Genomic DNA, 24531 nt, shown 5'->3' with positions numbered 1-24531 from the left:
GCCTCACAAAACCGCTTTCGGGTAGGAGCCCAGCACCTTGAGTGCCACGGCTTCCTGACTGATTTTCTCGAGCACACCCTTGACCAGAGGGTCGCGGTGATGGCCGACGAAGTCGATAAAGAACACATAAGTCCATTTACCGCTGCGCGAAGGACGAGTCTCGATTCGCGTCAGGTCAATCCCGTTATCGTGGAACGGCACCAGCAGCTCATGCAGCGCGCCGGGCTTGTTGCTCATGGAGACGATGATCGATGTCTTGTCGTCGCCGGTCGGCGGCACTTCCTGGCTGCCGATCATCAGGAAGCGCGTGGAGTTATCCGGGCGATCCTCGATTTTCTCGGCCAGGCGCGTCAACCCATACAGGCCGGCAGCCATGTCGCCGGCAATCGCCGCCGAGTTCCACTCACCCTTGACCCGCTTCGCCGCTTCGGCGTTGCTGGACACCGCCACGCGCTCCACATTCGGGTAGTGCGCGTCCAGCCACTTGCGGCACTGGGCCAGGGACTGGGCGTGGGAGTAGATGCGGCTGATGCTGTCGGTCTTGGTGTTTTCGCCCACCAGCAAGTGGTGGTGAATACGCAACTCGACTTCGCCGCAGATCACCATGTCGTGCTCAAGGAAGCTGTCGAGGGTGTGGTTGACGGCACCTTCGGTGGAGTTTTCCACCGGCACCACGCCAAAATTCACCGCCCCGGCGGCCACTTCACGGAACACTTCGTCGATCGCAGCCATCGGCTTGCTGATCACCGCGTGACCGAAGTGCTTCATGGCCGCGGCTTGAGTGAAGGTGCCTTCCGGGCCCAGGTAAGCCACTTTCAGCGGCTGCTCCAGTGCCAGGCACGAAGACATGATTTCACGGAACAACCGCGCCATCTCTTCGTTGCCCAACGGGCCCTTGTTGCGTTCCATCACGCGCTTGAGCACCTGGGCTTCACGCTCCGGACGGTAGAATACCGGCACTTCGCCTTCAGCCAGGGAAGCCATCTTCACCCGTGCAACTTCCTGGGCGCACCGCGCGCGCTCACTGATCAGTTCCAGGACTTTCTCGTCCAGGCTGTCAATGCGTACGCGCAGGGCCTTGAGTTCTTGCTCAGACATTAGCCGTGTTCCTTTTCGAACTCTGCCATGTAAGCCACCAGCGCCTTGACGGCGTGGATATCGACAGCGTTATAGATGGAGGCGCGCATGCCACCTACCGAACGGTGGCCCTTGAGGTTCAACAGGCCGCGCTCGTCGGCGCCGGCGAGGAAAGGCTTGTCCAGGCGATCATCCGCCAGGCGGAACGGCACGTTCATCCACGAACGGTCGGTCAGGTTGATCGGGTTGCTGTACAGGCCGCTGGCGTCGATGAAGTCGTACAGGGTACGTTTCTTCTCTTCGTTGAGCTTGCCCATGGCAGCCACGCCGCCCTGCTCTTTCAGCCATTCGAACACCAGGCCCGACAAGTACCAGGCGAAGGCCGGCGGGGTGTTGTACATCGAGCCGTTATCGGCCGCGACCTTGTAGTTGAGCATGGTCGGGCATAGCGAACGCGCACGACCCAACAGGTCTTCACGGACGATGTTGACCAGGATGCCGCTCGGGCCGATGTTCTTCTGTGCACCGGCGTAGATCATGCCGTACTTGGACACATCGATCGGGCGCGAGAGGATGTCCGAGGACATGTCGCAGACCAGCGGGACATCACCCACTTCCGGCACCCAATCGAACTCCAGGCCGCCGATGGTTTCGTTTGCCACGTAGTGAACATAGGCCGCGTCTTTCGACAGCTTCCACTCGTTCTGACCGGGGATCGCGAAGTAGTCGTAGGGCTTGGCCGTGCCTGCCACATTGACGTGACCGTAACGGGAGGCCTCTTCAATGGCCTTCTGCCCCCAGATACCGGTGTCGATATAGTCCGCAGTGCCATCTTCCGGCAGCAGGTTCAGCGGGATCTGGGCGAACTGCTGGCTCGCACCACCCTGCAGGAACAGCACTTTGTAATCGGACGGGATGTCCAGCAAGTCGCGCATATCCTGCTCGGCCTTGGTGGCAATGGACACGAACTCATCGCTGCGATGGCTCATTTCCATCACGGAGAGGCCTTTTCCATGCCAGTCGAGGAGTTCACCCTGCGCGCGCTGCAGGACTGCTTCAGGAAGCGCCGCGGGACCGGCACAGAAGTTATAGGCTCTCTTGCTCACATCCAATCTCTCTGATCTGGTGGGACTGCAATCAACATCCCGCAACGCGGAACCCTGTAGGAGCTGGCTTGCCAGCGATGCAAACGACTCGGTGCTTCACTTGAATCGAGTTGATGCCATCGCCGGCAAGCCGGCTCCTACAAGAGCGGCGCGGCGTCGTATTTCAAACGGGACAAACAACAAGGGGGCGAATCTTCATCCGCCCCCTGTGTGTCCGCTTATTCCTGCGGTTCTTCTTCGTCTGCGGCAGCGTCGAGTGTTGGCTCGTCGACGCCGTCATCGGCATCGCCGATCACTTGCCCCTCGAGTGCAATCCCCTCTTCACCTTCCAGCTCCTCGCCTTCGACTTCCGATGGCTCCTGGACACGCTCCAGGCCTACCAACGTTTCGTCGCTGGCCAGCTTGATCAAGGTCACGCCCTGGGTGTTACGCCCCAGGCTCGACACTTCATCAACCCGGGTACGTACCAGGGTGCCCTGGTCGGAAATCAGCATGATTTCCTCACCATCCAGCACCTGGACCGCGCCGACCAGGCGGCCGTTGCGATCGTTGCTGACCATGGCGATAACGCCCTGGCCGCCACGCTTGTACTCGGGGAACTCGCTGATGGCCGTACGCTTGCCGTAGCCGCGGGCCGATGCCGTGAGGATCTCGCTGCCTTCTTCCGGGATCAGCATCGAAATCAGCTTCTGCCCTTCCGGCAGACGCATGCCGCGCACACCGCGGGCGGTACGGCCCATGGCACGAACGTCGGATTCCTTGAAGCGCGTGACCTTGCCGCCGTCGGAGAACAGCATGACTTCACGCTCGCCGTCGGTGATGGCCGCGCTGATCAATACGTCGCCTTCGTCCAGTTCGAGGGCGATCAGGCCCACGCTGCGTTGACGGCTGAAGGATTCCAGCGGGGTCTTCTTCACGGTGCCTTTCGCAGTGGCCATGAAGATGAAGTGACCTTCGGTGTACTCGTCTACCGGCAGCATGGTGGTGATGTATTCATCACTGTCCAGCGGCAGCAGGTTGACCAGCGGACGACCACGGGCGGCGCGGGACGCTTCCGGGATTTCGTAGGTTTTCAGCCAGTACACCTTGCCCTTGCTGGAGAACAGCAGCAGCGTGGTGTGGCTGTTGGCAACCAGCAGGTGAGCGATGTAGTCCTCATCCTTGACGCCGGTAGCCGATTTGCCTTTACCGCCACGACGCTGGGCCTGGTACGCAGCCAGAGGCTGGGTCTTGGCATAGCCACCGTGGGAAATGGTCACGACGCGATCTTCTTCCGGGATCATGTCACCCAGGGTCAGGTCGAGACGGGCGTCGAGAATCTCGGTGCGGCGCACATCGCCGTATTCGGCGCGGATCACTTCCAGTTCTTCGCGGATCACTTCCATCAGGCGCACCGCGCTGTTGAGGATGCGGATCAGCTCGCCGATCTGGTTGAGGATCTCCTGGTACTCGGCCAGCAGTTTCTCGTGTTCCAGGCCGGTCAGACGGTGCAGACGCAGTTCCAGAATGGCCTGGGCCTGTTCCGGGGACAGGAAATACTTGCCGTCGCGCAGGCCGTATTGTGGGTCCAGGGTCTCCGGACGGCACGAATCGGCACCGGCACGTTCCACCATCGCCACTACGGCGCTGGATTCCCACGGCATCTTGATCAGCGCTTCCTTGGCTTCCGACGGCGTCGGCGAAGCCTTGATCAGGGCGATGACCGGGTCGATGTTCGACAGCGCAACAGCCTGGCCTTCCAGGATGTGGCCGCGTTCACGGGCCTTGCGCAGTTCGAATACGGTACGGCGGGTTACCACTTCGCGGCGGTGACGCACGAAGGCTTCCAGCAGATCCTTGAGGTTCAGGATACGCGGGCGGCCGTCGATCAGCGCTACCACGTTGATACCGAATACGCTTTGCAGCTGGGTCTGGGCGTAGAGGTTGTTGAGGATCACCTCAGGCACTTCGCCACGACGCAGCTCGATCACCACGCGCATACCGTCCTTGTCAGACTCGTCGCGCAGCTCGGTGATGCCTTCCAGCTTCTTCTCTTTAACCAGCTCGGCGATCTTCTCGATCAGACGCGCCTTGTTCAACTGGTAAGGGAGTTCGGTGATGACGATCTGCTGACGGCCACCGACCTTGTCGATGTCTTCGATGATCGAGCGGGCACGCATGTAAATGCGGCCGCGACCGGTACGGTAGGCTTCGATGATGCCGGCGCGACCGTTGATGATCGCGGCGGTCGGGAAGTCCGGACCCGGGATGTACTGCATCAGTTCATCGACGGTCAGCTCGGGGTTGTCGATGAGGGCCAGGCAACCGTCGATGACTTCACCGAGGTTGTGTGGCGGGATGTTGGTGGCCATGCCCACGGCGATACCGCTGGAGCCGTTGACCAACAGGTTGGGAATACGGGTCGGCATGACCGCCGGGATCATTTCGGTGCCGTCGTAGTTCGGCACCCAGTCCACGGTTTCCTTGTGCAGGTCAGCCAGCAGCTCGTGCGCCAGCTTGGTCATGCGCACTTCGGTGTATCGCATGGCCGCAGCGTTGTCGCCGTCGACCGAACCGAAGTTGCCCTGGCCGTCTACCAGCAGGTAGCGCAGGGAAAACGGCTGGGCCATCCGAACGATGGTGTCGTACACCGCAGTGTCGCCGTGAGGGTGATACTTACCGATCACGTCACCGACAACACGGGCAGATTTCTTGTACGGCTTGTTCCAGTCGTTACCCAGCTCGCTCATCGCGAACAGCACACGCCTGTGCACGGGCTTCAAGCCATCGCGCGCATCAGGCAGTGCCCGACCGACAATTACGCTCATCGCGTAGTCGAGGTAGGACTGTTTCAGCTCGTCTTCGATATTGACCGGGAGGATTTCTTTGGCCAGTTCGCCCATGAGAAGCCTGATTCCTTTTTCGGGTGAAACCTCGTCACATCCTATGGGACGAACGAAGCTCGCCGCTGCCGGCATGATGCCTGGCAACGACTTACGACAAATCAACGAGTTATGACACGGATCTGCGCATTAAAGGTTACCCCTTGGGGTGACCCTGGAAACCGCCGGATGTTATCACAATCGCCGCCACGCACCTATCCCCCTGATGCGCATGGAGCATAGTAAGTTGACGGATGACAGGCTTGACGGCGACGAGAGGGCCTTAGAGCTGGATCCAAGGGGATTTTTGCGGGCAAATTGCCTCAATGCAGGCGTTTACGACACATCAGTTGCGCCAACTTCGCCGTGTCGGGGCGTTCGACGATGCCCTTTTCAGTGACGATCACATCAATCAGGTCCGCCGGCGTCACGTCAAACACCGGGTTGAAGGCGTCTACATCAGCGGCTACGCGGGTGCCGCCGACTTCCAGCAGTTCACGGGCGTCGCGCTCTTCAAGCGGCACGTCATCACCGCTGGCCGCCATCAGGTCGATGGTGGAGCTGGGCGCCACCACCATGAAACGCACGCCGTGATGCATGGCGCACACCGCCAGCTGATAGGTGCCGATCTTGCTGACCACATCGCCATTGGCCGCAATGCAGTCGGCACCGACGATCACCCAGGTCACGCCTTTGGTCTTGAGGATATGCGCAGCCGCCGAATCGGCATTCACGGTGACCGGAATGCCTTCATTGGCCAATTCCCAGGCCGTCAGCCGCGAACCTTGCAGCCAGGGCCGGGTTTCGTTGGCGTAGACGCGCTCCACCATGCCTTCCAGGAACGCTCCGCGAATCACCCCGAGCGCGGTACCGACGCCGCCGGTAGCCAGCGCACCCGCATTGCCATGGGTCAGGATCGCCTGGACATTGCCCTGATGCTTGCGGATCAGCTCTACACCCAGCTGCGCCATGGTCAGGTTGGCTTCGCGATCACTTTGGTGAATGGCCACCGCCTCGGCTTCCAGTACCGCCAGCGGGTCGGCGTGTTTCTTGAGGCGGTCGAGGCAATCGCGCATGCGCTTCATGGCCCAGAAAAGATTCGACGCGGTCGGGCGGGTATCCGCCAGCAGCGCGTAGTCCTCTTCCCAGGCGGCCTGCCAGTCATCGCCCTCGGCGATGTGGGCACGAGCGGCCAGCACCAGGCCATACGCCGCACTGATGCCAATGGCCGGCGCACCGCGCACCACCATCGTGCGAATGGCCTCGGCCACCTCGGCAGCACTGGTGCAGGCGACCCAGGTTTCTGCAGACGGCAAAATACGCTGATCGAGCAGGTACAGTGCGCCATCACGCCAGTCGATGGCCTTCACTTTCTCCGCAGCCAACAGTCGATCGCGCATCCCTCACCCCGCACTCATGAACAAAAGCCGCCGATTATAGCGATCCGCCAGCCAGGACGCTCGGGTATACTTCGCCGTTCTTTATAGATGCCTGGGAAACTGCCCTCGATGACACCGACTGCCGCCCCGCTCGACTTATTGCTGCTGCCCACCTGGCTGGTACCTGTCGAGCCTGCCGGCGTAGTGCTCAAGGAGCACGCCCTGGGCATTCGTGACGGGTGCATTGCGTTTATCGGCCCACGCGCCGCGGCCTTGAAGCTCGCAGCGAGCGAAGTGCGTGAACTGCCGGGCATGCTCCTCAGCCCTGGCCTGATCAACGCCCACGGCCACGCGGCCATGACGCTGTTTCGCGGCCTGGCCGACGACCTGCCGCTGATGACCTGGCTGGAAAACCACATCTGGCCCGCCGAGGCCAAGTGGGTCGACGAAGCCTTCGTCCGCGACGGCACTGACCTGGCCATCGCCGAGCAGATCAAGGGCGGCATCACGTGTTTCTCGGACATGTACTTCTTCCCGAAAGTCGCCAGCGAACGGGTGCACAACAGCGGCATGCGTGCGCAAATCGCCATCCCGATCCTGGATTTCCCGATTCCCGGCGCTGCTGACGCCGACGAGGCGATTCGCCAGGGCGTTGAGCTGTTCGGCGACCTCAAGCATCACCCACGGATCAAAATCACCTTCGGCCCGCACGCGCCGTACACCGTCTGCGATGAAAACCTGGAAAAAATCCGGGTGATCGCCGAGGAAGTGGACGCCTCGATCCACATGCACGTGCATGAAACCGCCTTCGAAGTGCAGCAGTCCGTTGAACAGCGTGGTGAACGCCCGTTGGCACGGCTTGGCCGCCTGGGTTTGCTGGGGCCGCGCTTCCAGGCCGTTCACATGACCCAAATCAGCGATGACGACCTGACTTTGCTGGTAGAAAGCAACACCAGCGTGATTCATTGCCCGGAGTCCAACCTGAAACTGGCCAGCGGCTTCTGCCCGGTGGAACGCCTGTGGCAAGCCGGCGTCAATGTGGCAGTAGGCACCGACGGCGCGGCCAGTAACAATGACCTCGACCTGCTGGGCGAGACCCGCACCGCCGCGCTGCTGGCCAAGGCCGTCGCCGGCTCGGCCACCGCCCTGGATGCCCACCGCGCCCTGCGCATGGCCACCCTCAACGGCGCCCGAGCCATGGGCCTGGAAAGTCAAATCGGCTCGCTGGAAGTCGGCAAGGCCGCTGACATCGTGGCCTTCGACCTGTCGGGCCTGGCGCAACAACCGATCTACGATCCGGTCTCACAGCTTATATATGCCACCGGACGCGATTGTGTGAAACACCTTTGGGTCGGCGGCAAGCAATTGCTCGACGACCGGCAACTGACCCGCCTGGATGAACAACAGTTGTGCGCCACGGCCATCGCCTGGGGCCAGCGCATCAGCGGACACAGCGAATAACACCCGCCCTGGCAACGCATGCCAGGGCCGGCAAAACGTTTTATCAGATTTAGAGGATTCCCCATGAGCAACGTCGACCACGCTGAAATCGCCAAATTCGAAGCCCTCGCCCATCGCTGGTGGGACCGCGAAAGCGAGTTCAAACCCCTGCACGACATCAACCCGCTGCGGGTCAACTGGATTGACGAGCGCGTCAACCTGGCCGGCAAGAAGGTACTGGATGTGGGTTGCGGCGGCGGGATCCTCAGTGAATCCATGGCTCAGCGCGGCGCCACCGTGATGGGTATCGACATGGGCGAAGCGCCATTGGCCGTGGCCCAGTTGCACCAACTGGAGTCCGGCGTGAACGTCGAATACCGGCAGATCACCGCCGAAGAGCTGGCCGAAGAGATGCCCGGGCAGTTCGACGTGGTCACTTGCCTGGAAATGCTCGAGCACGTGCCGGACCCGTCCTCGGTGATCCGCGCCTGCTTCCGCATGGTCAAGCCCGGTGGCCAGGTGTTCTTCTCCACCATCAACCGCAATCCGAAGGCGTACCTGTTCGCGATCATCGGTGCCGAATACATCATGAAGCTGCTGCCCCGCGGCACCCATGACTTCAAGAAATTCATCCGCCCTTCCGAGCTGGGCGCCTGGAGCCGTCAGGCCGGGCTGACCGTCAAGGACATCATCGGCTTGACCTACAACCCGCTGACCAAGCACTACAAGCTGGCCAGCGACGTTGACGTCAACTACATGATCCAGACCCTGCGCGAGGAGTAAGCCTGTGAAGTTGCGAGCGGTTCTTTTCGACATGGACGGTACCCTGCTGGACACCGCGCCAGACTTTATCGCCATCTGCCAGGCCATGCGCGCTGACCGCGGCCTGGCACCGATCAACGACCAGCACATCCGCGATGAAATCTCCGGCGGCGCCCGGGCGATGGTCGCCGTGACCTTTTCCATGGACCCCGAGTCCCCGGGCTTTGAAGAGCTGCGCCAGGAATTCCTCGAGCGTTACCTCAAGGGCTGCGCGATCCACAGCAAGCTGTTCGAGGGCATGGAAGAGCTGCTGGTGGATATCGAGAAATCCAGGCTGATCTGGGGCGTGGTCACCAACAAGCCACTGCGCTTTGCCGAACCGATCATGCAGCAGCTGGGCCTGGCCGAGCGCTCCGCGCTGCTGATCTGCCCGGACCACGTGAAGAACAGCAAGCCAGACCCGGAACCGTTGATCCTGGCGTGCAAGATGCTCGACCTGGACCCGGCCAGCGTGCTGTTCGTGGGGGATGACCTGCGGGACATCGAGTCGGGCCGCGACGCCGGCACTCGTACCGCGGCGGTCACCTACGGCTATATCCACCCGGACGACAACCCGCGCAACTGGGGTGCCGATGTGGTGGTGGATCACCCGCTGGAATTGCGCAAAGTGCTGGACAGCGCGCTGTGCAGCTGCTGATCGGGACTGCCTGAGGTTGCTGCAACTTTGTGGCGAGGGAGCTTGCTCCCGTTCGACTGCGCAGCAGTCGCGAAAAGCTGGGGCTGCTTCGCAACCCAACGGGAGCAAGCTCCCTCGCCACAGAAGCCTTGGCCAGCCTTAGCCGCAATCAATCACATGGATTTTCTGTGAACTTTGTCGAGGTTGTTTATGTTTGATTACTCCGCACGTCCAGAACTGCTCAAGGGCCGGGTCATCCTGGTCACCGGCGCCGGTCGCGGGATTGGCGCAGCGGCGGCCAAAACCTATGCTGCCCACGGCGCCACCGTGCTGCTGCTGGGCAAGACCGAAGCCAACCTGGCCCAGGTCTACGACGAAATCGAAGCCGCCGGCCAACCGCAGCCGGTGGTGATCCCGTTCAACCTGGAGACCGCCCTGCCCCATCAATACGATGAGCTGGCAGCGATGATCGAAAAGGAGTTCGGCCACCTCGACGGCCTGCTGCACAACGCCTCGATCATCGGCCCGCGCACACCGATCGAGCAGTTGTCCGGCGAGAACTTCATGCGGGTGATGCATGTGAACGTCAACGCGATGTTCATGCTGACCAGCACGCTGTTGCCGCTGCTCAAGCTGTCCCAGGATGCGTCGGTGGTGTTCACCTCAAGCAGCGTGGGCCGCAAGGGCCGTGCCTATTGGGGCGCGTACGGGGTGTCGAAGTTTGCCACCGAAGGCCTGATGCAAACCCTGGCGGACGAGCTGGATAATGTCGCACCGGTGCGCGCCAACAGCATCAACCCAGGCGCCACCCGCACCAGCATGCGGGCCCAGGCGTATCCAGGGGAGAACCCGACCGATAACCCGACACCGGAGGAAATCATGCCGGTGTACCTGTACCTGATGGGGCCGGACAGTACCGGCATCAATGGGCAGGCGTTTGACGCGCAATAACTATCTGGAACACAGTACAACCTAATGTGGGAGCGGGCTTGCTCGCGAAGGCGGAGTGTCAGTCAACAGAGATATCGACTGATCCACCGCCTTCGCGAGCAAGCCCGCTCCCACATTTGTATTGCGGTGATCTCTAGAACTTAGTTCTTCACCACTTCCTCAAGCGTGAAGCGCCCCAACGGGTTTTGCAGGAAGTTGCTCACGTTCTTGCGTGAGATGTTGATGTACGGGCTGTAGTACAAGTCGATCCAGTTCACATCCTGTTTCGCCATTTTCTGCAGGTCGACGTACATCTGCTCACGCTTGACCGGATCCGCCTCGATCCGCGCGGCCGCCACCAGGTCCTTCACTTTGTCGTTCTTGTAGCGGGTCATGTAGTTCTGGTTGGTGTCGTGGCCCAGCACGAAGGTGGTCTTCTGGTCCGGGTCGAGGATGTCATTGGTCCAGTACATCACCGAAATATCGTAATCACCGTCCACCAGCATCTGCCAGCTTTGGGTCGGGTCGACCTTTTGCAGGTTGGCCGTCACACCGACCTTGGCCAGTTGATCCTTGATCATCACCGCAATCTGCTCGTCGGCTTCGTTGCCGGCGTTGACCACGTAGTTGAGCTTCAAGTCCTGGGCGCCGGCAGCCGCCAGCAGCTTCTTGGCTTCGGTCGGGTCATACGGGCGTTGCAGGTTGTTGGCGTAGTGGTACAGCGAGCCTTTTGGGATGTAGGAATAGGCCACGGTGCCCTGGCCGAAGGTGGCGGTTTTCACCAGCGATTGTTTATCGATGGCCATGTCCAGCGCCTGGCGCACTTCCGGCTTGGCCAGCAGGCCGTGGGCGTGGTTGATCAACAAGTGATCTTCACGGGTAGACGGGTCGGAGTGCACCACCACGTTCTTGTCTTTTTTCAGCTCTTCAACCCGGGAAAACGGGACGAAGATCGCCGTGTCCAGCTCGTTGTTCTGCACCATGCGCATGCGGGTGTTGTCGTCGGTGACGGAGACCCACTCCACGCCATCCAGGCTCACGTTGCTGGCCTGCCAGAAGTTCGGGTTCTTCTTCAGGATCACCCGATCGCCCTTGCGCCACTCGTCCACGGTAAATGCGCCGGAGGTCACCGGGTTTTCCGAGTAGGCGTCTTCGCCCATCTTGGTCATGGCTTTTTCCGACAGGATCGACACCGTCGGCGAAGCCAGTTGCGAGAGGAAGGCCACCGCCGGGGTTTTCAAGGTCACTACCAGGGTTTGCGGGTCGCTGGCCTTGGCGGTGTTGATCAGGCTGAACGGGTCGCTCCACAGCGAGGCCTTGTTGTCGCGGATGCGCAACAGGCTGAAGGCAGCGTCGTCGGCGGTGATCGGCGAGCCATCCGAGAACTTCGCGGCACGCAGCTTGAAGGTGTACGTCAGGCCGTCCTTGGAAATGTCCCAGCTTTCTGCCAGCCCTGGTTCCATCCTGGTGCCCAGGTTGTCCACGCGTACCAGGGTGTCGTAGACGTTGGCGAACACCCAGGTATCGCGGTTCTGCGCGCTTTTGATCGGGTCAAACGTGGTGCTGTCTTCGCGGCAGCCGATGGTCAGCACACCTGCGGCGTGGGCAATACCGGCGGTCAGCGACCAGGCGGTGAGTGTGGCGGCGGCGAGCAACTTCAAGTGACGGGATTGCATGTCATAACTCCTTGTCTATAACGGCGGTTGTTCATGATCGGCAGGAAGGGTTCAAAGCAAAGGTTCTTCAAGCACGCAACTGTACCGATGCGTTTGCACAACGTGAGTCGGCGGCAATACCTCGGCACACACGGCGCGTGCATGTCGGCAACGCGGGTGAAAAGCGCAACCACTGGGCAGTTTCAACGGGCTCGGCGGCTCGCCCGGCAACGGTTCGCTGGGCAACGGGCGGTAAGGATCAATCTCCGGGATCGCCTGGATCAACGCTGCTGTGTAGGGATGGCGCGGCGTGGTGAACACCGCCTCCACCGGGCCTTCCTCAACGATTTTCCCCAGGTACATCACCGCCACCCGGTCGCACAGGCGGCGGACGATGGCCAGGTCGTGGGCGATAAACAGGATCGCCAGGTTCATGCGCTGTTGCAGTTCCAGCAGCAGGTTGATGATCTGGCCCTGGATCGACACATCCAGGGCAGCCACGCATTCGTCGGCGATGATCAGCCGCGGCTCCACCGCCAGCGCCCGGGCAATGCCGACGCGCTGGCACTGGCCGCCGCTCAGGGAGCCGGGCTTGCGGCTGGCAAGCTCGGGGCGCAGGCCTACCAGATCGAGTAATTCGTCGACCCGGCGTGGGATGTTTTCCGACGCCACCTTGCGCTGCACCCGCAGGACTTCGGCAATGGTTTCGCCGATGGTCAGCCGCGGGTTCAGGGCCGCGTAGGGATCCTGGAAGATCATCGCCGTCTCGTGCCGCAAACGGGCGATATCGACCGGCCCGGCGTGGGCCATGTCGATGCCGTCAAACACCACCTGCCCGGCGCTGATGGGGTTGAGGTGCAGGATCGCCCTCCCCAATGTGCTTTTGCCGCTGCCGGACTCGCCCACCAAACCCAGTGTTTCACCGGCGGCCAGGGTCAACGACACCCCGTTGACCGCCCTCACCCACTGTTTATTCAGGCCGAACAGGCCGCTGCCGGCGGCGGCAAAACGCACCTCAAGGTCATTCACCTGCAACAACGTCATGGGCGAACTCCCAGGGGATAGTGACAGGCCACCCGCGCGCCTTCCGGCAGCAGCTCGGTGCACAAGCTGCCGACTTGCGGGCAGCGCGGGTTGAACCGGCAGCCCTTGGGCAATGCGTCGAGCAATGGCGGTTGGCCGGCGATGGTGCGCAACAGGGCGTGGCCGCTGCTGGTGGCGGGCTGGCACTCGATCAGGCCGGCGGTGTAAGGGTGTTGCGGGTGTGCCAGCAGCTCGTATTTGCTGCCGTGTTCGCACAGGCGCCCGGCGTACATCACGGCGATGGAGTCGCAGGTTTGCGCCACCACGCCCAGGTCGTGAGTGATCATGATGATCGACAGGCCACGCTGGTCCCGCAGGTCCAGCAACAGCCGCAAAATCTGGGCTTGCACGGTCACGTCGAGGGCGGTGGTCGGTTCGTCGGCAATCAGCACCTTGGGATTGCAGCCAAGGGCCACCGCGATCATTGCCCGCTGGCGCATGCCGCCGGAAAACTCGTGGGGGTAATTGTCGATCCGCGCCTGGGGATCGGGAATGCCGACCTGGCGCAGCACTTCGATAGCCTGCAAGCGCGCCTCCTTTTTCGACGCGCCCTGGTGCAGTCGGATGCCTTCGGCGATCTGCTCGCCGATGCGCATCAACGGGTCGAGGTGGCTGCTGGGGTTCTGGAAAATCATCCCAAGTTGCCCACCGCGTACCGCGCGCATGCCGGCGTCATCCAGCTGCAGAAGGTCCTGGCCCGCCAGGCGCACCGAACCGCCCTGCACCCGCAGGCTCGGGGACGGCAGCAAGCGCATCAGCCCGCGACAGGCCATGGTCTTGCCCGAACCGCTTTCGCCCACCAGGCCGAGGATTTCACCTTCGGCCAGGTCGAACGACACCCGGTCCACCAACGTTACGTCGCGCCCGGTGTTATTGGCGATGACGCTCAGGTCCTGCACCTGCAACAGGCTCATGAGCGATCCCCCAGCACTTGCGCCACACCATCGGCCAGCAGGCTGAAGCCCATGGCCAGGGTCACGATGGCCAGGCCCGGGAAGGTGCAAATCCACCAGGCGGTGGTGATGAACGCCTGGCCTTCGGCAACCATGGTGCCCCACTCGGCGGTCGGCGGTTGTACGCCCAGGCCGAGGTAGCTGACCGCTGCGCCGTTGAGCAGCACCAGCACTGCGTCAGACATCGAGAACACAATCGAACCGAACATCGCGTTGGGCAACAAATGCCGGAACAGAATGCGCCCATGGCCAAAGCCCAGGCTTTTGGCGGCCAGAGCGAAGTCGCTTTCCTTGAGCACCAGGATCTGCGAGCGGATCAGCCGCGCGTAGGACACCCAGCCCACCAGCGCCATGGCGATGTAAAAGCTTTTCAAACCCGGACCGAGAATGGCCATGATCGCCAGCATCAGCACCAGGAAAGGGAACGCGAGGATCACGTCGATCACCCGCATGCAGAAGCTGTCGAAACGCCCGCCGATGTAGCCGGACACCGCACCGACGAAGGTGCCGATCAGGAACGGAAAGATTACCCCGACCACCGCCAGTTGCAGGTCGATGCGTGCGCCCCAGATCACCCTCGAAAGGATGTCTCGCCCGTAGTTGTCCGTGCCAAATGGATGGACCTGGCTGGGACCCAGCAAACTGATGTCGGTGTTTTGCGCAATCGGGTCAAAGGGTGCGATCCAGGGGGCGAACACGGCCAGCGCCAGCCATGTCAGCAGAATCAACAGGCCCCAGGCCGCCGTCAGCCGGCCATTGCGAAAACCGAAGCGCAGGCGCAGGCGCCACGGGGCGATCAATGGGCGGCTGCTCATTGCATCTTCACTCGCGGGTCCAGCGTGACCGTCACCACATCGGCAACAAAGTTGACCAGCACGGTGGCACAGGCCAGCACCATCGCCACGCCCTGCACCACCATGTAGTCGCGGGTGAAGATGCCGCGCACCAGCAATTGGCCGATGCCGGGAATCGCAAACAGGCTTTCGATCACCACCGTGCCGCTGATCAGCCAGCCAATGTTCACCGCCAGCAGGTTCACCGCCGGCACCAGGGAATTGGGCAGCACATGACGACGAAACACCGCCGCCTCCGACAACCCGCGCGCCCGGGCGGCGGTAACGTGGTCAGCCTGCAACTCCATCAACATGCTCGCCCGCAGGTTGCGCACCAGCACCGCCGACAGCGCCAGGGCGATGGTCAGGCACGGCAGAACCATGTGGTGCGCCTTGTCCAGCCAGGTGCGCCCATACCCGGAGACCGGGAACAGGCCCCATTGCACGCTGAGCAACAGGATCAGCATCAACCCCAGCCAGAACGCCGGCATGCCCAGGCCCACCGTAGTGAACAGCCGGATCAGGTTATCCGCCCAGCCACCTTTATTACGCGCGGCCACGGTGGCCAGCGGCACGGCGATCAACAGCGCCAGCAGCACACTGCCGAGCACCAGGAACAGGGTCGGCTCGATGCGGGTGACGATCAGTTTCAGCGCGTCGACCTTGTACAGCAGTGACTGGCCGAGGTCGCCCTTGAGCAGGTTTTTCAGGAAGTAGAAATATTGCAGCCACAGCGGCTGGTCGAGGCCGTACTGGGCGCGGATATTCAGCAAGGCGTCCGGGGTGCTGCGCGAACCCAGCAGGGCCCGCGCCGGGTCGCCGGGAATCGAGCGCACCAGCACAAAGGTGATCAGGCTGATGCCAAACAGCACCGGCAGCAATTGCAGCGGCCGGGACAGCACAAAACGGTAACGCGCCAGGTTCATCCGTCAGCCTCGATGACGAGCGAGGAAGTCCAGCAGCACCGGGAAGTATGCCTGGGGCTCTTCGTAAAACGGCATATGGCTGCTGTTGGGGAACACGTGCAGCTCGGCGTGCCGGGCCGCGCTTTTCATGCGCATGGCGCAGGCCGGGGTCAGTTCGTCGTGCTGGCCGGTGGTGATCAGTATCGGCATCTTGAAATCGGCCATCTCGGGGATGCGGTTCCAGTCCTTGAGGTTGCCGATGTAGAGAAATTCGTTGGGACCCTGCATGGTTTCGTAGGGGCCCATGTTCCAGTCGCCGAGGGAACGCTGGACCGGCGCCGGCCATTCGTCCAGGCGGCAGACGTGGCGGTAGTTGAGCAAGGTGATGGCGGCCTGGTACTGCGGGTGATCGAGGGTGCCCATGGCTTCATGGCGTTGCATCATCGCCACGGTTTCGCTACCGAGTGCGCCGCGCAGGCGTTCCAGCTCGAGGGACAGGTGCGGAATGTCGCCGACGGTGTTTTCCAGAATCAGGCTTTTCAGCGCATCGGGGTAGTGAATGGCGTACTCGATGCCCAACCATCCGCCCCAGGAATGCCCCAGCAAGTGCACGCGGCCAAGGCCAAGGGCCTGGCGCACGGTTTCGACTTCTTCGACATAACGGCTGATTTCCCACAGCGAAACATCGGTCGGTCTGGCTGAAGCGCCCGTGCCAAGCTGGTCGAATGCAACCACTCGCAGGCCGTTGTCCTTGAGCCAGCCATGGGCGTCGCGCAAGTAGTCGCAAGGCAGCCCGGGGCCGCCATTGAGGCACAGCAACACCTCATCGCCTTCGCCAAAGCTATAGGCCACGAGGTTGTGGCCATCGACCTGCACGTTGTACCGCTGGTCGGGGGCAATTTCACGCCACATGCATACATTCCTTGTTGTGTGTCGGCCCTGTGGAGAGTGGCCGTTTAGAGGCCAACACTACCGAGGATGCCGCGTGTCCATAACCTGGTAATTCTTATAGGTTTGGTCTGGCAGTCCTTCGCCGGGGCGTGGCATTCTACTTGCAGCAAGACGAGATTCAAATGAAATCGGGAGCAGAACGGATGCTGGCCAGGCTAACTGCGTTTAATGACCGTCTCATCCCCGGCAGGAGCCTGGATGAACAGATGGATAACACCCTCGTATTGGCCCAGGACCTGGGTTTTGATGCGTTGGTCTACGACTACACCCCCGTGCCCATTGACCATAATGGTGCACTGATCACCCCTTCTGTGCTGCAACTGCGCAATACCCCGCCCGACTGGTACAACCTGTGGTGCAGTTCCGGCTTTTATCAGATCGATCCGGTGCAACACCTCGCACTGTCGACGGTTTCACCGTTTGTGTGGTCCTACGAGGCCAAGGCCGATACCGCGCTGCAAAAAATCATCGACCCCTGCCACGCCCCGGTTTCCAGCTACCTGCACGACCGCCAGATGACCTGCGGCGTCAGCGTGCCGATCCATTTGCCCCGTGGCGGCTTCGCCTCGCTGACCGGCCTGCGCACCGGCAAGGCCAGCGCCGTGTTGCAGGACGCCCGCCAGACGCTGTCGGAATTCAGCCTGATTACCCACGCCTTGCAGGAAGCGGCCTACCCGCTTTTCAGCAAGGAACTGCGCTCCTACCCGCATATCCGCCTGACCAAGCGTGAGCGCGAATGCCTGAAATGGGCCGCCGACGGCCTGACCGCCGCCGAAATCGCCACGCAATTGAGCCGCTCCCTGGCAGTGGTTACCCTGCACCTGGCGTCGGCCATGCACAAACTGGGGGCCAAGAACCGGGTGCAAGCGGTGGTAAGGGCCACTCATTACCGGCTGCTGGAAGACTGATCCGAAGGAAAAACCTAGCTGTTTTGCTAGTTACTTAAACTTTCTGTGCCGACTATCGTGTACCTGATCACTTTTTCTCAGGGCAGGGCACGAAATGGAATTCATCGAAACAATCCGCGAAGGCTATGCGGCCTTTCGCGACTACCAGACCTGGTATCGGGTAACCGGCAACCTGGACAGCGGCCTCACGCCGCTGGTCATCCTCCATGGTGGCCCGGGTTGTACCCATGATTATGTCGATGCCTACAAGGACGTAGCCGCCAGTGGCCACGCGGTCATTCACTACGACCAACTGGGCAACGGCCGCTCCACCCACCTGCCTGACAAAGACCCTTCATTCTGGACCGTCGGCTTGTTCCTCGAAGAACTGGACAACCTGCTGGACCACCTGCAGATCAGCAACAACTACGCGATCCTGGGTCAATCCTGGGGCGGCATGCTCGGCAGCGAACACGCCATCCTGCAACCCAAGGGCCTGCGTGCATTTATTCCGGCCAACTCGCCGACCTGCATGCGTACCTGGGTTGCCGAAGCCAACCGCCTGCGCAAGCTACTGCCTGAAGGCGTGCACGAGACCTTGCTCAAGCATGAACAGGCCGGCACCTACCAGGACCCTGAGTACCTGGCCGCCTCGCGGATTTTCTATGACCAGCACGTGTGCCGGGTCAATCCGTGGCCGGAAGAAGTCGCCCGCACATTCGCCCAGGTGGATTCGGACCCGACGGTCTATCACGCCATGAGCGGGCCGACGGAATTCCATGTGATTGGCAGCTTGAAAGACTGGAACGTGATCGGCCGGCTGTCGAGGGTCAATGTGCCGACCCTGGTGATTTCCGGTCGCCATGACGAGGCCACGCCGCTGGTGGTCAAGCCGTTCCTGGATGAGATCGCCGATGTGCGCTGGGCGCTGTTTGAAGACTCCAGCCACATGCCGCATGTTGAAGAGCGGCAGGCGTGCATGGGGACGGTGGTGCAGTTTTTGGATGAGGCTTGTTCGGTGCCCCACAGAACGCTCAAGACTGGCTGAGATCAAAATGTGGGAGCGGGCTTGCTCGCGAAGGCGGTGGATCAGTCAGCATATTTAGCGACTGACACACCGCCTTCGCGAGCAAGCCCGCTCCCACATTGGACTCTTTGTGGCTGTTACACCTCGCTGGTCTGTGCCCTGCCGTGCACAGCCGCTTTCTTCGGCACTTCCTCCAGCAACGGAATTTCCTTGCCCTCGGCATCAAACAGCTTGCCGCCGCTGAAGTAATCCCCGTCCCGCAACGCCGCCACATCCTGGAAGCACAGGCTGCGTTCCGTCCCGGCGACAAACACCGACTGCTGGTCCGAGTTGCCCGTGGTGAAGTGGTTGAACGCCAAGTTCAACAGGATCGCCATGATCGCCGACGAACTGATCCCCGAATGGAAAATGGTCGCGAACCAGCTCGGGAAGTGATCGTAGAAACTCGGGGCCGCAATCGGGATCATGCCAAAACCGATGGAAGTGGCGACGATGATCAGGTTCATGTTGTTGCGGTAATCAACCTTGGACAAGGTCCGAATACCACTGGCAGCCACGGTGCCGAACAGCACGATCCCGGCCCCGCCCAGCACCGAAGTCGGCACTGCCGCAATCACCCGCCCCATGAACGGCAGCAGGCCGAGGATCACCAGGAATATCCCACCGGTGGCGACCACATAACGGCTCTTGACCCCGGTAACCGCCACCAGTCCGACGTTTTGTGCAAACGCGCTCTGGGTGAACGAGCCGAAGATCGGCGCAAACATGCTCGACAGCATATCCGCACGCAGGCCATTGCCGAGGCGCTTGGAGTCGACCTTGGTGTCGATGATTTCACCCACTGCAAGAATGTCCGCCGAGGTTTCCACCAGCGTCACCATCACCACGATGCACATGGAAATGATCGCCGCGAGATGGAAGGTTGGCATGCCGAAATGGAAGGGTGTGGGAAAGCCGAACATCGGGCCCTGGGTCACGCTGGAGAAGTCAGCCATGCCGAGGAACACCGCGATAACCGTGCCGATCACCATCGCCAGCAGGATCGACAGTCGCGAGATGGTCGCGCTACCGATCTTGCTCAGCAGCAATACCAGTACCAGGGTCAGCGCCGCCAGGCCGATGTTCGGCATGCTGCCGAAATCTGCGGCGCGGCTGTTGCCGCCCATGGCCCAGCGGGCGGCGACGGGCATCAACGTCAGGCCGATGGTAGTGATCACAATCCCGGTGACCAGCGGCGGGAAGAATTTGGTGATTCGCGAGAACACCGGGGTGATCAGCAGGCCTATCAGGGAGGCGGCCATCACCGCCCCGAGAATCGCCGGGATGCCACCCGCACCGTCGCTGCCAACAATCGCCACCATGGTCGCCACCCCGGCAAAGGACACCCCTTGCACCAGCGGCAACTGGCAGCCGAAAAACGGCAGGCCCAGGGTTTGCAACAGCGTAGCCAGGCCTCCGGCAAACAGCGAGGCAGCGATCAGCAGGCCAATATCGGCCGGCGACAACCCGGCCGCCTGGCCGACGATCAACGGTACAGCCACGATGCCGCCGTACATGGTGAGCACATGCTGCAGGCCGTAAGCCATGTTGGCCGCAACGCCGAGATTCTCATCTTCTGGCCGCTGCGGTGACGCCTTCGGGATAGTCATGGTGAGGGGTTCTCTGTTTTTGTTGTGCACTCACTGTATGCAATAGAAAGATTGGATGTCCATAGAGTTGTATACAATCATTTTCACAAGAATACCCTGAACGCCGTTACAAAAATCCATTCAGCCGCCCGGCCCCGTGGCTCGAAGCGCTGCGCACAAGGACTTGAAAAAAATGCTCAACCGCAAGCTGCGCATCCACGCCCCGGCGATTTACTACTTCGACATGGTTCGCCGCTGCCACTCGATCCGCGAAGCCGCGCGCCGCCTGAACGTGGCGTCTTCGGCGGTGAACCGGCAGATCCTCAAGCTGGAAGACGAGGTGGGCGCGGCGCTGTTCGAGCGCCTGCCCGGCGGCCTGCGCCTGACGGCGGCCGGGGAAATCCTGACCCGCCACGTGAGTTTCCTGTTGCAGGACGTGGAGCGCGTGCGCGGTGAACTGGATGGTTTGAACGGTGTACAGACCGGCCACGTGGAAATCGCCACGGTGGAAGGCGCCACTGTGGAGCTGCTGCCCGCCGCCCTCAAGCGCATGCGTGAGCGTTATCCGAAAGTGACCATTGGCGTCACGGTACAAGGTTCGCAATCGATTCCCGGTGCGGTGGTCAACGGCCAGGCTGACCTGGGGTTGGCCTTTGCCTTACCGCGTAGCAGCGAAACCATCCAGGTGTGTGTCGGCCATTTCCGCCTGGGGGCGTTGATGGCACCGGGGCATCCGTTGGCCGGTGAAAGCAGCGTGAGTTACGCGCGCTGCTGTGAACACGGGGTGATCCAGGCCAAGAGCGAGCTCTCGGTTCACCACCTGATCGCACCGCTGCACAAGCGTTCGGCGGCGACGAACAAGCCATTGCTGCACAGCAACTCGATGGAGCTGGCCCGGCAACTGGCGCGCCAGCAACTGGGCATCGCGTTCCAGACGCGCATTGGCGTGGAGGTGGATTTAGCCCGCGGCGAACTGCTGCACATTCCGCTCAGCGACCAGGGCGGGATCTTCAGCGACCTGGGCTTGTACGCCCGCAAAGACCGGGACTTGCCGATGGCGGTGCAAGCCATGGCCCATCTGCTCAGTGAAGAAATCAGTTTGCGCGAACATCAGGAAACACCCTGGGCGCCGCGTATTTCCTGACTCTCAGGCCAGTTTCAGTGCTGCCGTTTTGGCATCGGCCCAGGCGAGATTCTGTTCTTTGGAACCTACAACGGATGTGCCGATACTGCGCCCGGCGACCCTTGCGCGGTCGCCATGAGCCAAAACGCCAAAGGAATTAAAACAATGAAAAAGGCACTGCACGGCGCAACCGTATTACTCACATTGTTCGGCGGCGGGGAGGCTGTCGCGCTGGAATGGATGAACAACAGCCTGGGATTTCGCTACGGCCAGCAGTTCACCAACCCGAACAACCCGGATGAATTCAGCAAGCGCATCTACAGCTTCACCCACGCCAGCGGCTACCAGTACGGCAGCAACTACCTGAACCTCGATGTGTTCCTATCCGACAGCCGCGACCCGCGCAAGGGCACCGACCACGGCGGCAGCGAAGTGTATGCCGTGTACCGGCATCAGCTGTATGCCTCACGGGTATTCGATGTACCGCTCGGCACCGGGGTGATCAAGGATTACGCCCTCACCTTCGGCTTTGACGCCAACCGCAACAACAACCTGGCCTCGGCGAAAAAACGCGCACTGGTGATTGGCCCGACCTTGAAGTTCAACACCGCCGGCGTGCTGGACCTGAGCCTGATGTACTACAAGGAAAGAAACCATTCCGGCATCCCTGGCGCGAAAGAACCCGATCACACCTTCGACGATACCTACATGCTCAACCTGACCTGGATGCGGCCTTTCGAGATCGGCAACCACGGGGCGAAGTTTCAGGGGTTTATCAATCACGTCGGGGAAAAGGGCGAGGACTTCCATGGCCGCGATACGGCGCCGGAAACCCTGATGCGCACCGCGCTGATGGTGGCGGTGCGTCCGGGCAAAGGCGTCAAGCCCAATCTCTACCTGGGCGTCGGCTATGAGTATTGGCATAACAAGTTCGGCGTGGACGGCGGCCGGGGTAGCCGCACGTCAACGCCGACGGTGAACATGGAAGTGACGTTCTAGCGGGCGCGCACCAGGTCGGCATCGCCATCGTCGACCTTCGGTCGCGCCAGCCAGTAGCCCAACACGGCCAATGGCGCGGTCGCCAGCATCACGATCGCAGTGATCAACAGCGGCTGGTCGATCATCGACGACACGATCAGGCTCGCCAGGAAGCACAACCCCAACTGCAAGGTGTTCTGCAATGCCGCCGCCTTGCCGGAATTTTCCGCAAACGGCATCAGTGCATTCGCCACCACGATCGGGTAGCTGGCGCCATTGACTAGGGCCATCAGGCAGAACGGAATCAGCAAGGTGGCGAGCGTCGGCACGGTCAAGGTCGCGACGAGGTACAGCGCGACCATGCTGATGCAGTACGCCAGCAGCAGCCACGGCAACAAAGTCTTGCCCTGGAACCGCTGCAACGCACTGCGGCAACTGTAGCCACCGATCAGGAACGACAGCGTTGGCAATACGTAGCTCAAGCCGATGTCATTCGGGCTGTAGCCCATCCCGCCAAGGATGAACGGCGAGGCGGTAAGCCAGGCGAAGAAACTGGCCGAGCATGCGGCAAAGATCATCACGTTGCCGGTGAACACCCGCGACTTGAGCAATTGCCCATAGCCGATTCGGGACGGTTCGCCGTCGGTTGTCAGGCGTTTCGGCAGCGGCCTGAGAAACAACGTAGGCAGCAGCAGGAGCAGCGAAACCACCAACAACACACCGAAAATCGCCTGCCAGCCCCAGTGATTCAGCATCAGCGCTCCCAGCAATGGCGCCAGGGCCGGAGACAGTGACATCAGCGGCATAATGCCGGCGAACACCCGATGGGCCTTGTCCGCCGGGTAGCGGTCGATCACCAGCGCCTGCCAACTGACGGCGGCGGAACACACGCCAATCGCCTGGACAAAACGCAAGGCCAACAGCTGCGGTGCGGTCTCGACCCAGAACATCCCCAGGCAGCCGAGCACAAACAGGGAAAGGCCCGTAAGCAGCACCGGCTTGCGTCCCAACCGGTCGGATAGCGGCCCCCACAGCAACTGCCCGACGGCAAAGCCGGCGAGGAAAATGCTCAGGCTCGCGCCCACCGCGCCGGGGGAAATCTGCAGTTGCTCGCCCATGGCGCCAAACGCCGGCAAGTACATATCCATGGCCAGATAGCCGAGCATGCTCAGCCCCGCCAGGTACCAGGTGAATCCAAAAGAATTTTTCATTGAAGCCTTGTATAACCTGCCATCAAACTATTTGCTGACTGGCGCCTATTATGAAGCTGAGCAAATCCCTGTGAAGCGATAATAATTGGACACTCTTATCAATAATTTTGAAGGCAAACCCCATGTGGTCTGAATATTCCCTGGATGTGGTGGATGCAGTGGCCCGCCACGGCAGCTTCAGCGCCGCCGCCCAGGAACTGCACCGCGTGCCGTCAGCCATCAGCTACACCGTGCGGCAACTCGAAGAATGGCTGGCGGTGCCGCTGTTCGTCCGACGGCATCGGGATGTGGAGCTGACACCCGCGGGTAAATTGTTCATCGACGAAGCCCGCGGCGTCATGAAAAAAATGCTCGGCACCCGCCGGCTGTGCCAGCAAGTGGCAAATGGCTGGAGTGGCCAGTTGAAAGTCGCGGTGGACTCCATCGTTAAACAGCAGCGCTGCCGGCAGTTGGTACTGGATTTCTATCGGCAGTTCCCGGAGGTGGAATTGCTGTTGGATTACGAGGTGTACAACGGGGTGTGGGATGCCCTGGCCGATGACCGCACCGATATCGTGATCGGCGCCACCAGCGCGGTGCCGGTGGCCAGTCAATTCACATTTCGTGACATGGGCCTGCTGAACTGGCTGTGCGTGGTCAGCAGCCGGCATCCGCTGGCAGCGGTCGAAGGCCTGCTCAGCGATGACCAACTGCGGCCCTTCGCCTCCCTGTGCATGACCGACACCTCGCGCAACCTGCCCAAGCGCGACACCTGGACCCTGGATAACCAGCGTCGTTTGGTGGTGCCGCACTGGGCTTCGGCGATTGATTGCCTGCGGGATGGCCTGTGCGTCGGCATGGCACCGGCGCACCTGGTGCAGCCGTGGATCGAGCGCGGCGAGCTGAGCGCCCTGCAACTGTCCCGGCCCTTCCCTGCCAGCCCGTCGTGCGTGGCCTGGGCACAGAACAAACTGTCGCCGGCCATGGCCTGGTTGCTGGATTACCTGGGGGATACCGAGACCCTGAATCAGGAATGGCTGAACGGGGTGCAGGTGGGCTCCGGCTACCCCGTTTGACTGATCGTTCC

At 61.5% G+C, this 24531-nt stretch carries 21 protein-coding genes; 9 read left to right on the top strand and 12 right to left on the bottom strand.

Annotated features, from left to right (window positions below):
- Positions 1-3: 3 nt before the first annotated feature.
- The 4 genes from pheA to mtnA all read right to left on the bottom strand — a co-directional run bounded on the left by pheA (position 4) and on the right by mtnA (position 6444).
- Entirely contained in the window at positions 4-1098 is a 1095-nt protein-coding gene (gene pheA, locus HX807_RS20740; RefSeq protein WP_003218812.1) for a prephenate dehydratase, read from the bottom strand.
- Positions 1098-2183: a 3-phosphoserine/phosphohydroxythreonine transaminase gene (gene serC, locus HX807_RS20735; RefSeq protein WP_003218814.1), complete on the bottom strand. Its 1086-nt coding sequence runs from the start codon at positions 2181-2183 to the stop codon at positions 1098-1100. Before serC ends, pheA begins: the two co-directional genes overlap by 1 nt.
- Before the next feature lie 218 nt (positions 2184-2401).
- Positions 2402-5065 carry a DNA gyrase subunit A gene (gene gyrA, locus HX807_RS20730; RefSeq protein WP_003218817.1) on the bottom strand — a complete coding sequence of 888 codons (2664 nt, stop codon included), beginning with the start codon at positions 5063-5065 and terminating at the stop codon, positions 2402-2404.
- A 302-nt stretch (positions 5066-5367) separates the two neighbouring features.
- Positions 5368-6444 carry an S-methyl-5-thioribose-1-phosphate isomerase gene (gene mtnA / locus HX807_RS20725; RefSeq protein ID WP_177050902.1) on the bottom strand — a complete coding sequence of 359 codons (1077 nt, stop codon included), beginning with the start codon at positions 6442-6444 and terminating at the stop codon, positions 5368-5370.
- Between the two features lie 108 nt (positions 6445-6552).
- Here mtnA and HX807_RS20720 point away from each other — a divergent pair, with 108 nt between their 5' ends.
- The 4 genes from HX807_RS20720 (at position 6553) to HX807_RS20705 (ending at position 10252) form a co-directional block, all read left to right on the top strand.
- A complete protein-coding gene (locus HX807_RS20720; RefSeq protein WP_177050900.1) occupies positions 6553-7884 on the top strand; it encodes a TRZ/ATZ family hydrolase in 1332 nt (443 codons plus the stop codon).
- A gap of 63 nt (positions 7885-7947) precedes the next feature.
- Entirely contained in the window at positions 7948-8646 is a 699-nt protein-coding gene (ubiG, locus tag HX807_RS20715) for a bifunctional 2-polyprenyl-6-hydroxyphenol methylase/3-demethylubiquinol 3-O-methyltransferase UbiG (RefSeq protein WP_003218825.1), read from the top strand.
- Between the two features lie 4 nt (positions 8647-8650).
- Complete coding sequence (gene mupP, locus HX807_RS20710) at positions 8651-9322, top strand: N-acetylmuramic acid 6-phosphate phosphatase MupP (RefSeq protein ID WP_003218827.1); 672 nt, start codon at positions 8651-8653, stop codon at positions 9320-9322.
- A 189-nt stretch (positions 9323-9511) separates the two neighbouring features.
- Positions 9512-10252 (top strand): YciK family oxidoreductase, encoded by a 741-nt coding sequence (locus HX807_RS20705; protein ID WP_003218829.1) that lies wholly within the window; start codon positions 9512-9514, stop codon positions 10250-10252.
- 140 nt (positions 10253-10392) lie between these two features.
- Here the strand turns inward: HX807_RS20705 and HX807_RS20700 are convergent, their stop codons facing one another.
- From HX807_RS20700 to HX807_RS20675, 6 genes are read right to left on the bottom strand one after another with little or no spacing between them, the layout of a single operon-like run.
- On the bottom strand, positions 10393-11907 hold the full coding sequence (locus HX807_RS20700; protein ID WP_003218831.1) for an ABC transporter substrate-binding protein: 1515 nt from the start codon (positions 11905-11907) through the stop codon (positions 10393-10395).
- Between the two features lie 51 nt (positions 11908-11958).
- Complete coding sequence (locus tag HX807_RS20695; protein ID WP_177050898.1) at positions 11959-12930, bottom strand: ABC transporter ATP-binding protein; 972 nt, start codon at positions 12928-12930, stop codon at positions 11959-11961.
- Positions 12927-13883, bottom strand: coding sequence for an ABC transporter ATP-binding protein (locus tag HX807_RS20690; RefSeq protein ID WP_102368420.1), 957 nt, complete (start codon positions 13881-13883; stop codon positions 12927-12929). Before HX807_RS20690 ends, HX807_RS20695 begins: the two co-directional genes overlap by 4 nt.
- A complete protein-coding gene (locus HX807_RS20685) occupies positions 13880-14737 on the bottom strand; it encodes an ABC transporter permease (RefSeq protein ID WP_177050895.1) in 858 nt (285 codons plus the stop codon). Before HX807_RS20685 ends, HX807_RS20690 begins: the two co-directional genes overlap by 4 nt.
- Positions 14734-15681, bottom strand: a complete 948-nt coding sequence (locus tag HX807_RS20680) for an ABC transporter permease (protein WP_177050893.1) — start codon at positions 15679-15681, stop codon at positions 14734-14736. The genes HX807_RS20685 and HX807_RS20680 overlap by 4 nt, the downstream gene beginning before the upstream one ends.
- A gap of 3 nt (positions 15682-15684) precedes the next feature.
- A complete protein-coding gene (locus tag HX807_RS20675; protein ID WP_003218840.1) occupies positions 15685-16572 on the bottom strand; it encodes a proline iminopeptidase-family hydrolase in 888 nt (295 codons plus the stop codon).
- A gap of 182 nt (positions 16573-16754) precedes the next feature.
- On the opposite strand from HX807_RS20675, the gene HX807_RS20670 reads away from it, so the two are divergent.
- Entirely contained in the window at positions 16755-17519 is a 765-nt protein-coding gene (locus tag HX807_RS20670) for a LuxR family transcriptional regulator (protein WP_008437673.1), read from the top strand.
- 94 nt (positions 17520-17613) lie between these two features.
- Complete coding sequence (locus HX807_RS20665; RefSeq protein WP_177050890.1) at positions 17614-18546, top strand: proline iminopeptidase-family hydrolase; 933 nt, start codon at positions 17614-17616, stop codon at positions 18544-18546.
- Between the two features lie 116 nt (positions 18547-18662).
- Here HX807_RS20665 and HX807_RS20660 read toward each other — a convergent pair whose 3' ends face one another.
- On the bottom strand, positions 18663-20174 hold the full coding sequence (locus tag HX807_RS20660; protein ID WP_003218845.1) for a nucleobase:cation symporter-2 family protein: 1512 nt from the start codon (positions 20172-20174) through the stop codon (positions 18663-18665).
- Positions 20175-20346: 172 nt separating this feature from the next.
- Here HX807_RS20660 and HX807_RS20655 point away from each other — a divergent pair, with 172 nt between their 5' ends.
- Both HX807_RS20655 and HX807_RS20650 read left to right on the top strand, forming a co-directional pair.
- Positions 20347-21297: a LysR family transcriptional regulator gene (locus HX807_RS20655; RefSeq protein WP_177040078.1), complete on the top strand. Its 951-nt coding sequence runs from the start codon at positions 20347-20349 to the stop codon at positions 21295-21297.
- A gap of 144 nt (positions 21298-21441) precedes the next feature.
- Positions 21442-22275, top strand: a complete 834-nt coding sequence (locus tag HX807_RS20650) for a nucleoside-binding protein (RefSeq protein WP_177050888.1) — start codon at positions 21442-21444, stop codon at positions 22273-22275.
- Here HX807_RS20650 and punC read toward each other — a convergent pair.
- Complete coding sequence (punC, locus tag HX807_RS20645; protein ID WP_102368415.1) at positions 22272-23465, bottom strand: purine nucleoside transporter PunC; 1194 nt, start codon at positions 23463-23465, stop codon at positions 22272-22274. The genes HX807_RS20650 and punC overlap by 4 nt on opposite strands.
- Before the next feature lie 122 nt (positions 23466-23587).
- Between punC and punR the strand changes: the two genes are divergently transcribed.
- The gene (punR, locus tag HX807_RS20640; RefSeq protein ID WP_003218855.1) at positions 23588-24520 is read left to right on the top strand and encodes a DNA-binding transcriptional activator PunR; all 933 of its coding nucleotides are present in this window, start codon (positions 23588-23590) and stop codon (positions 24518-24520) included.
- Positions 24521-24531: the final 11 nt, after the last annotated feature.

It is taken from the genome of Pseudomonas sp. D8002 (assembly GCF_013385695.1).
GTDB lineage: Bacteria > Pseudomonadota > Gammaproteobacteria > Pseudomonadales > Pseudomonadaceae > Aquipseudomonas.
The sequence above is the reverse complement of the archived record's forward strand: the minus strand, read 5'-3'. Positions and strand labels throughout refer to the sequence as shown.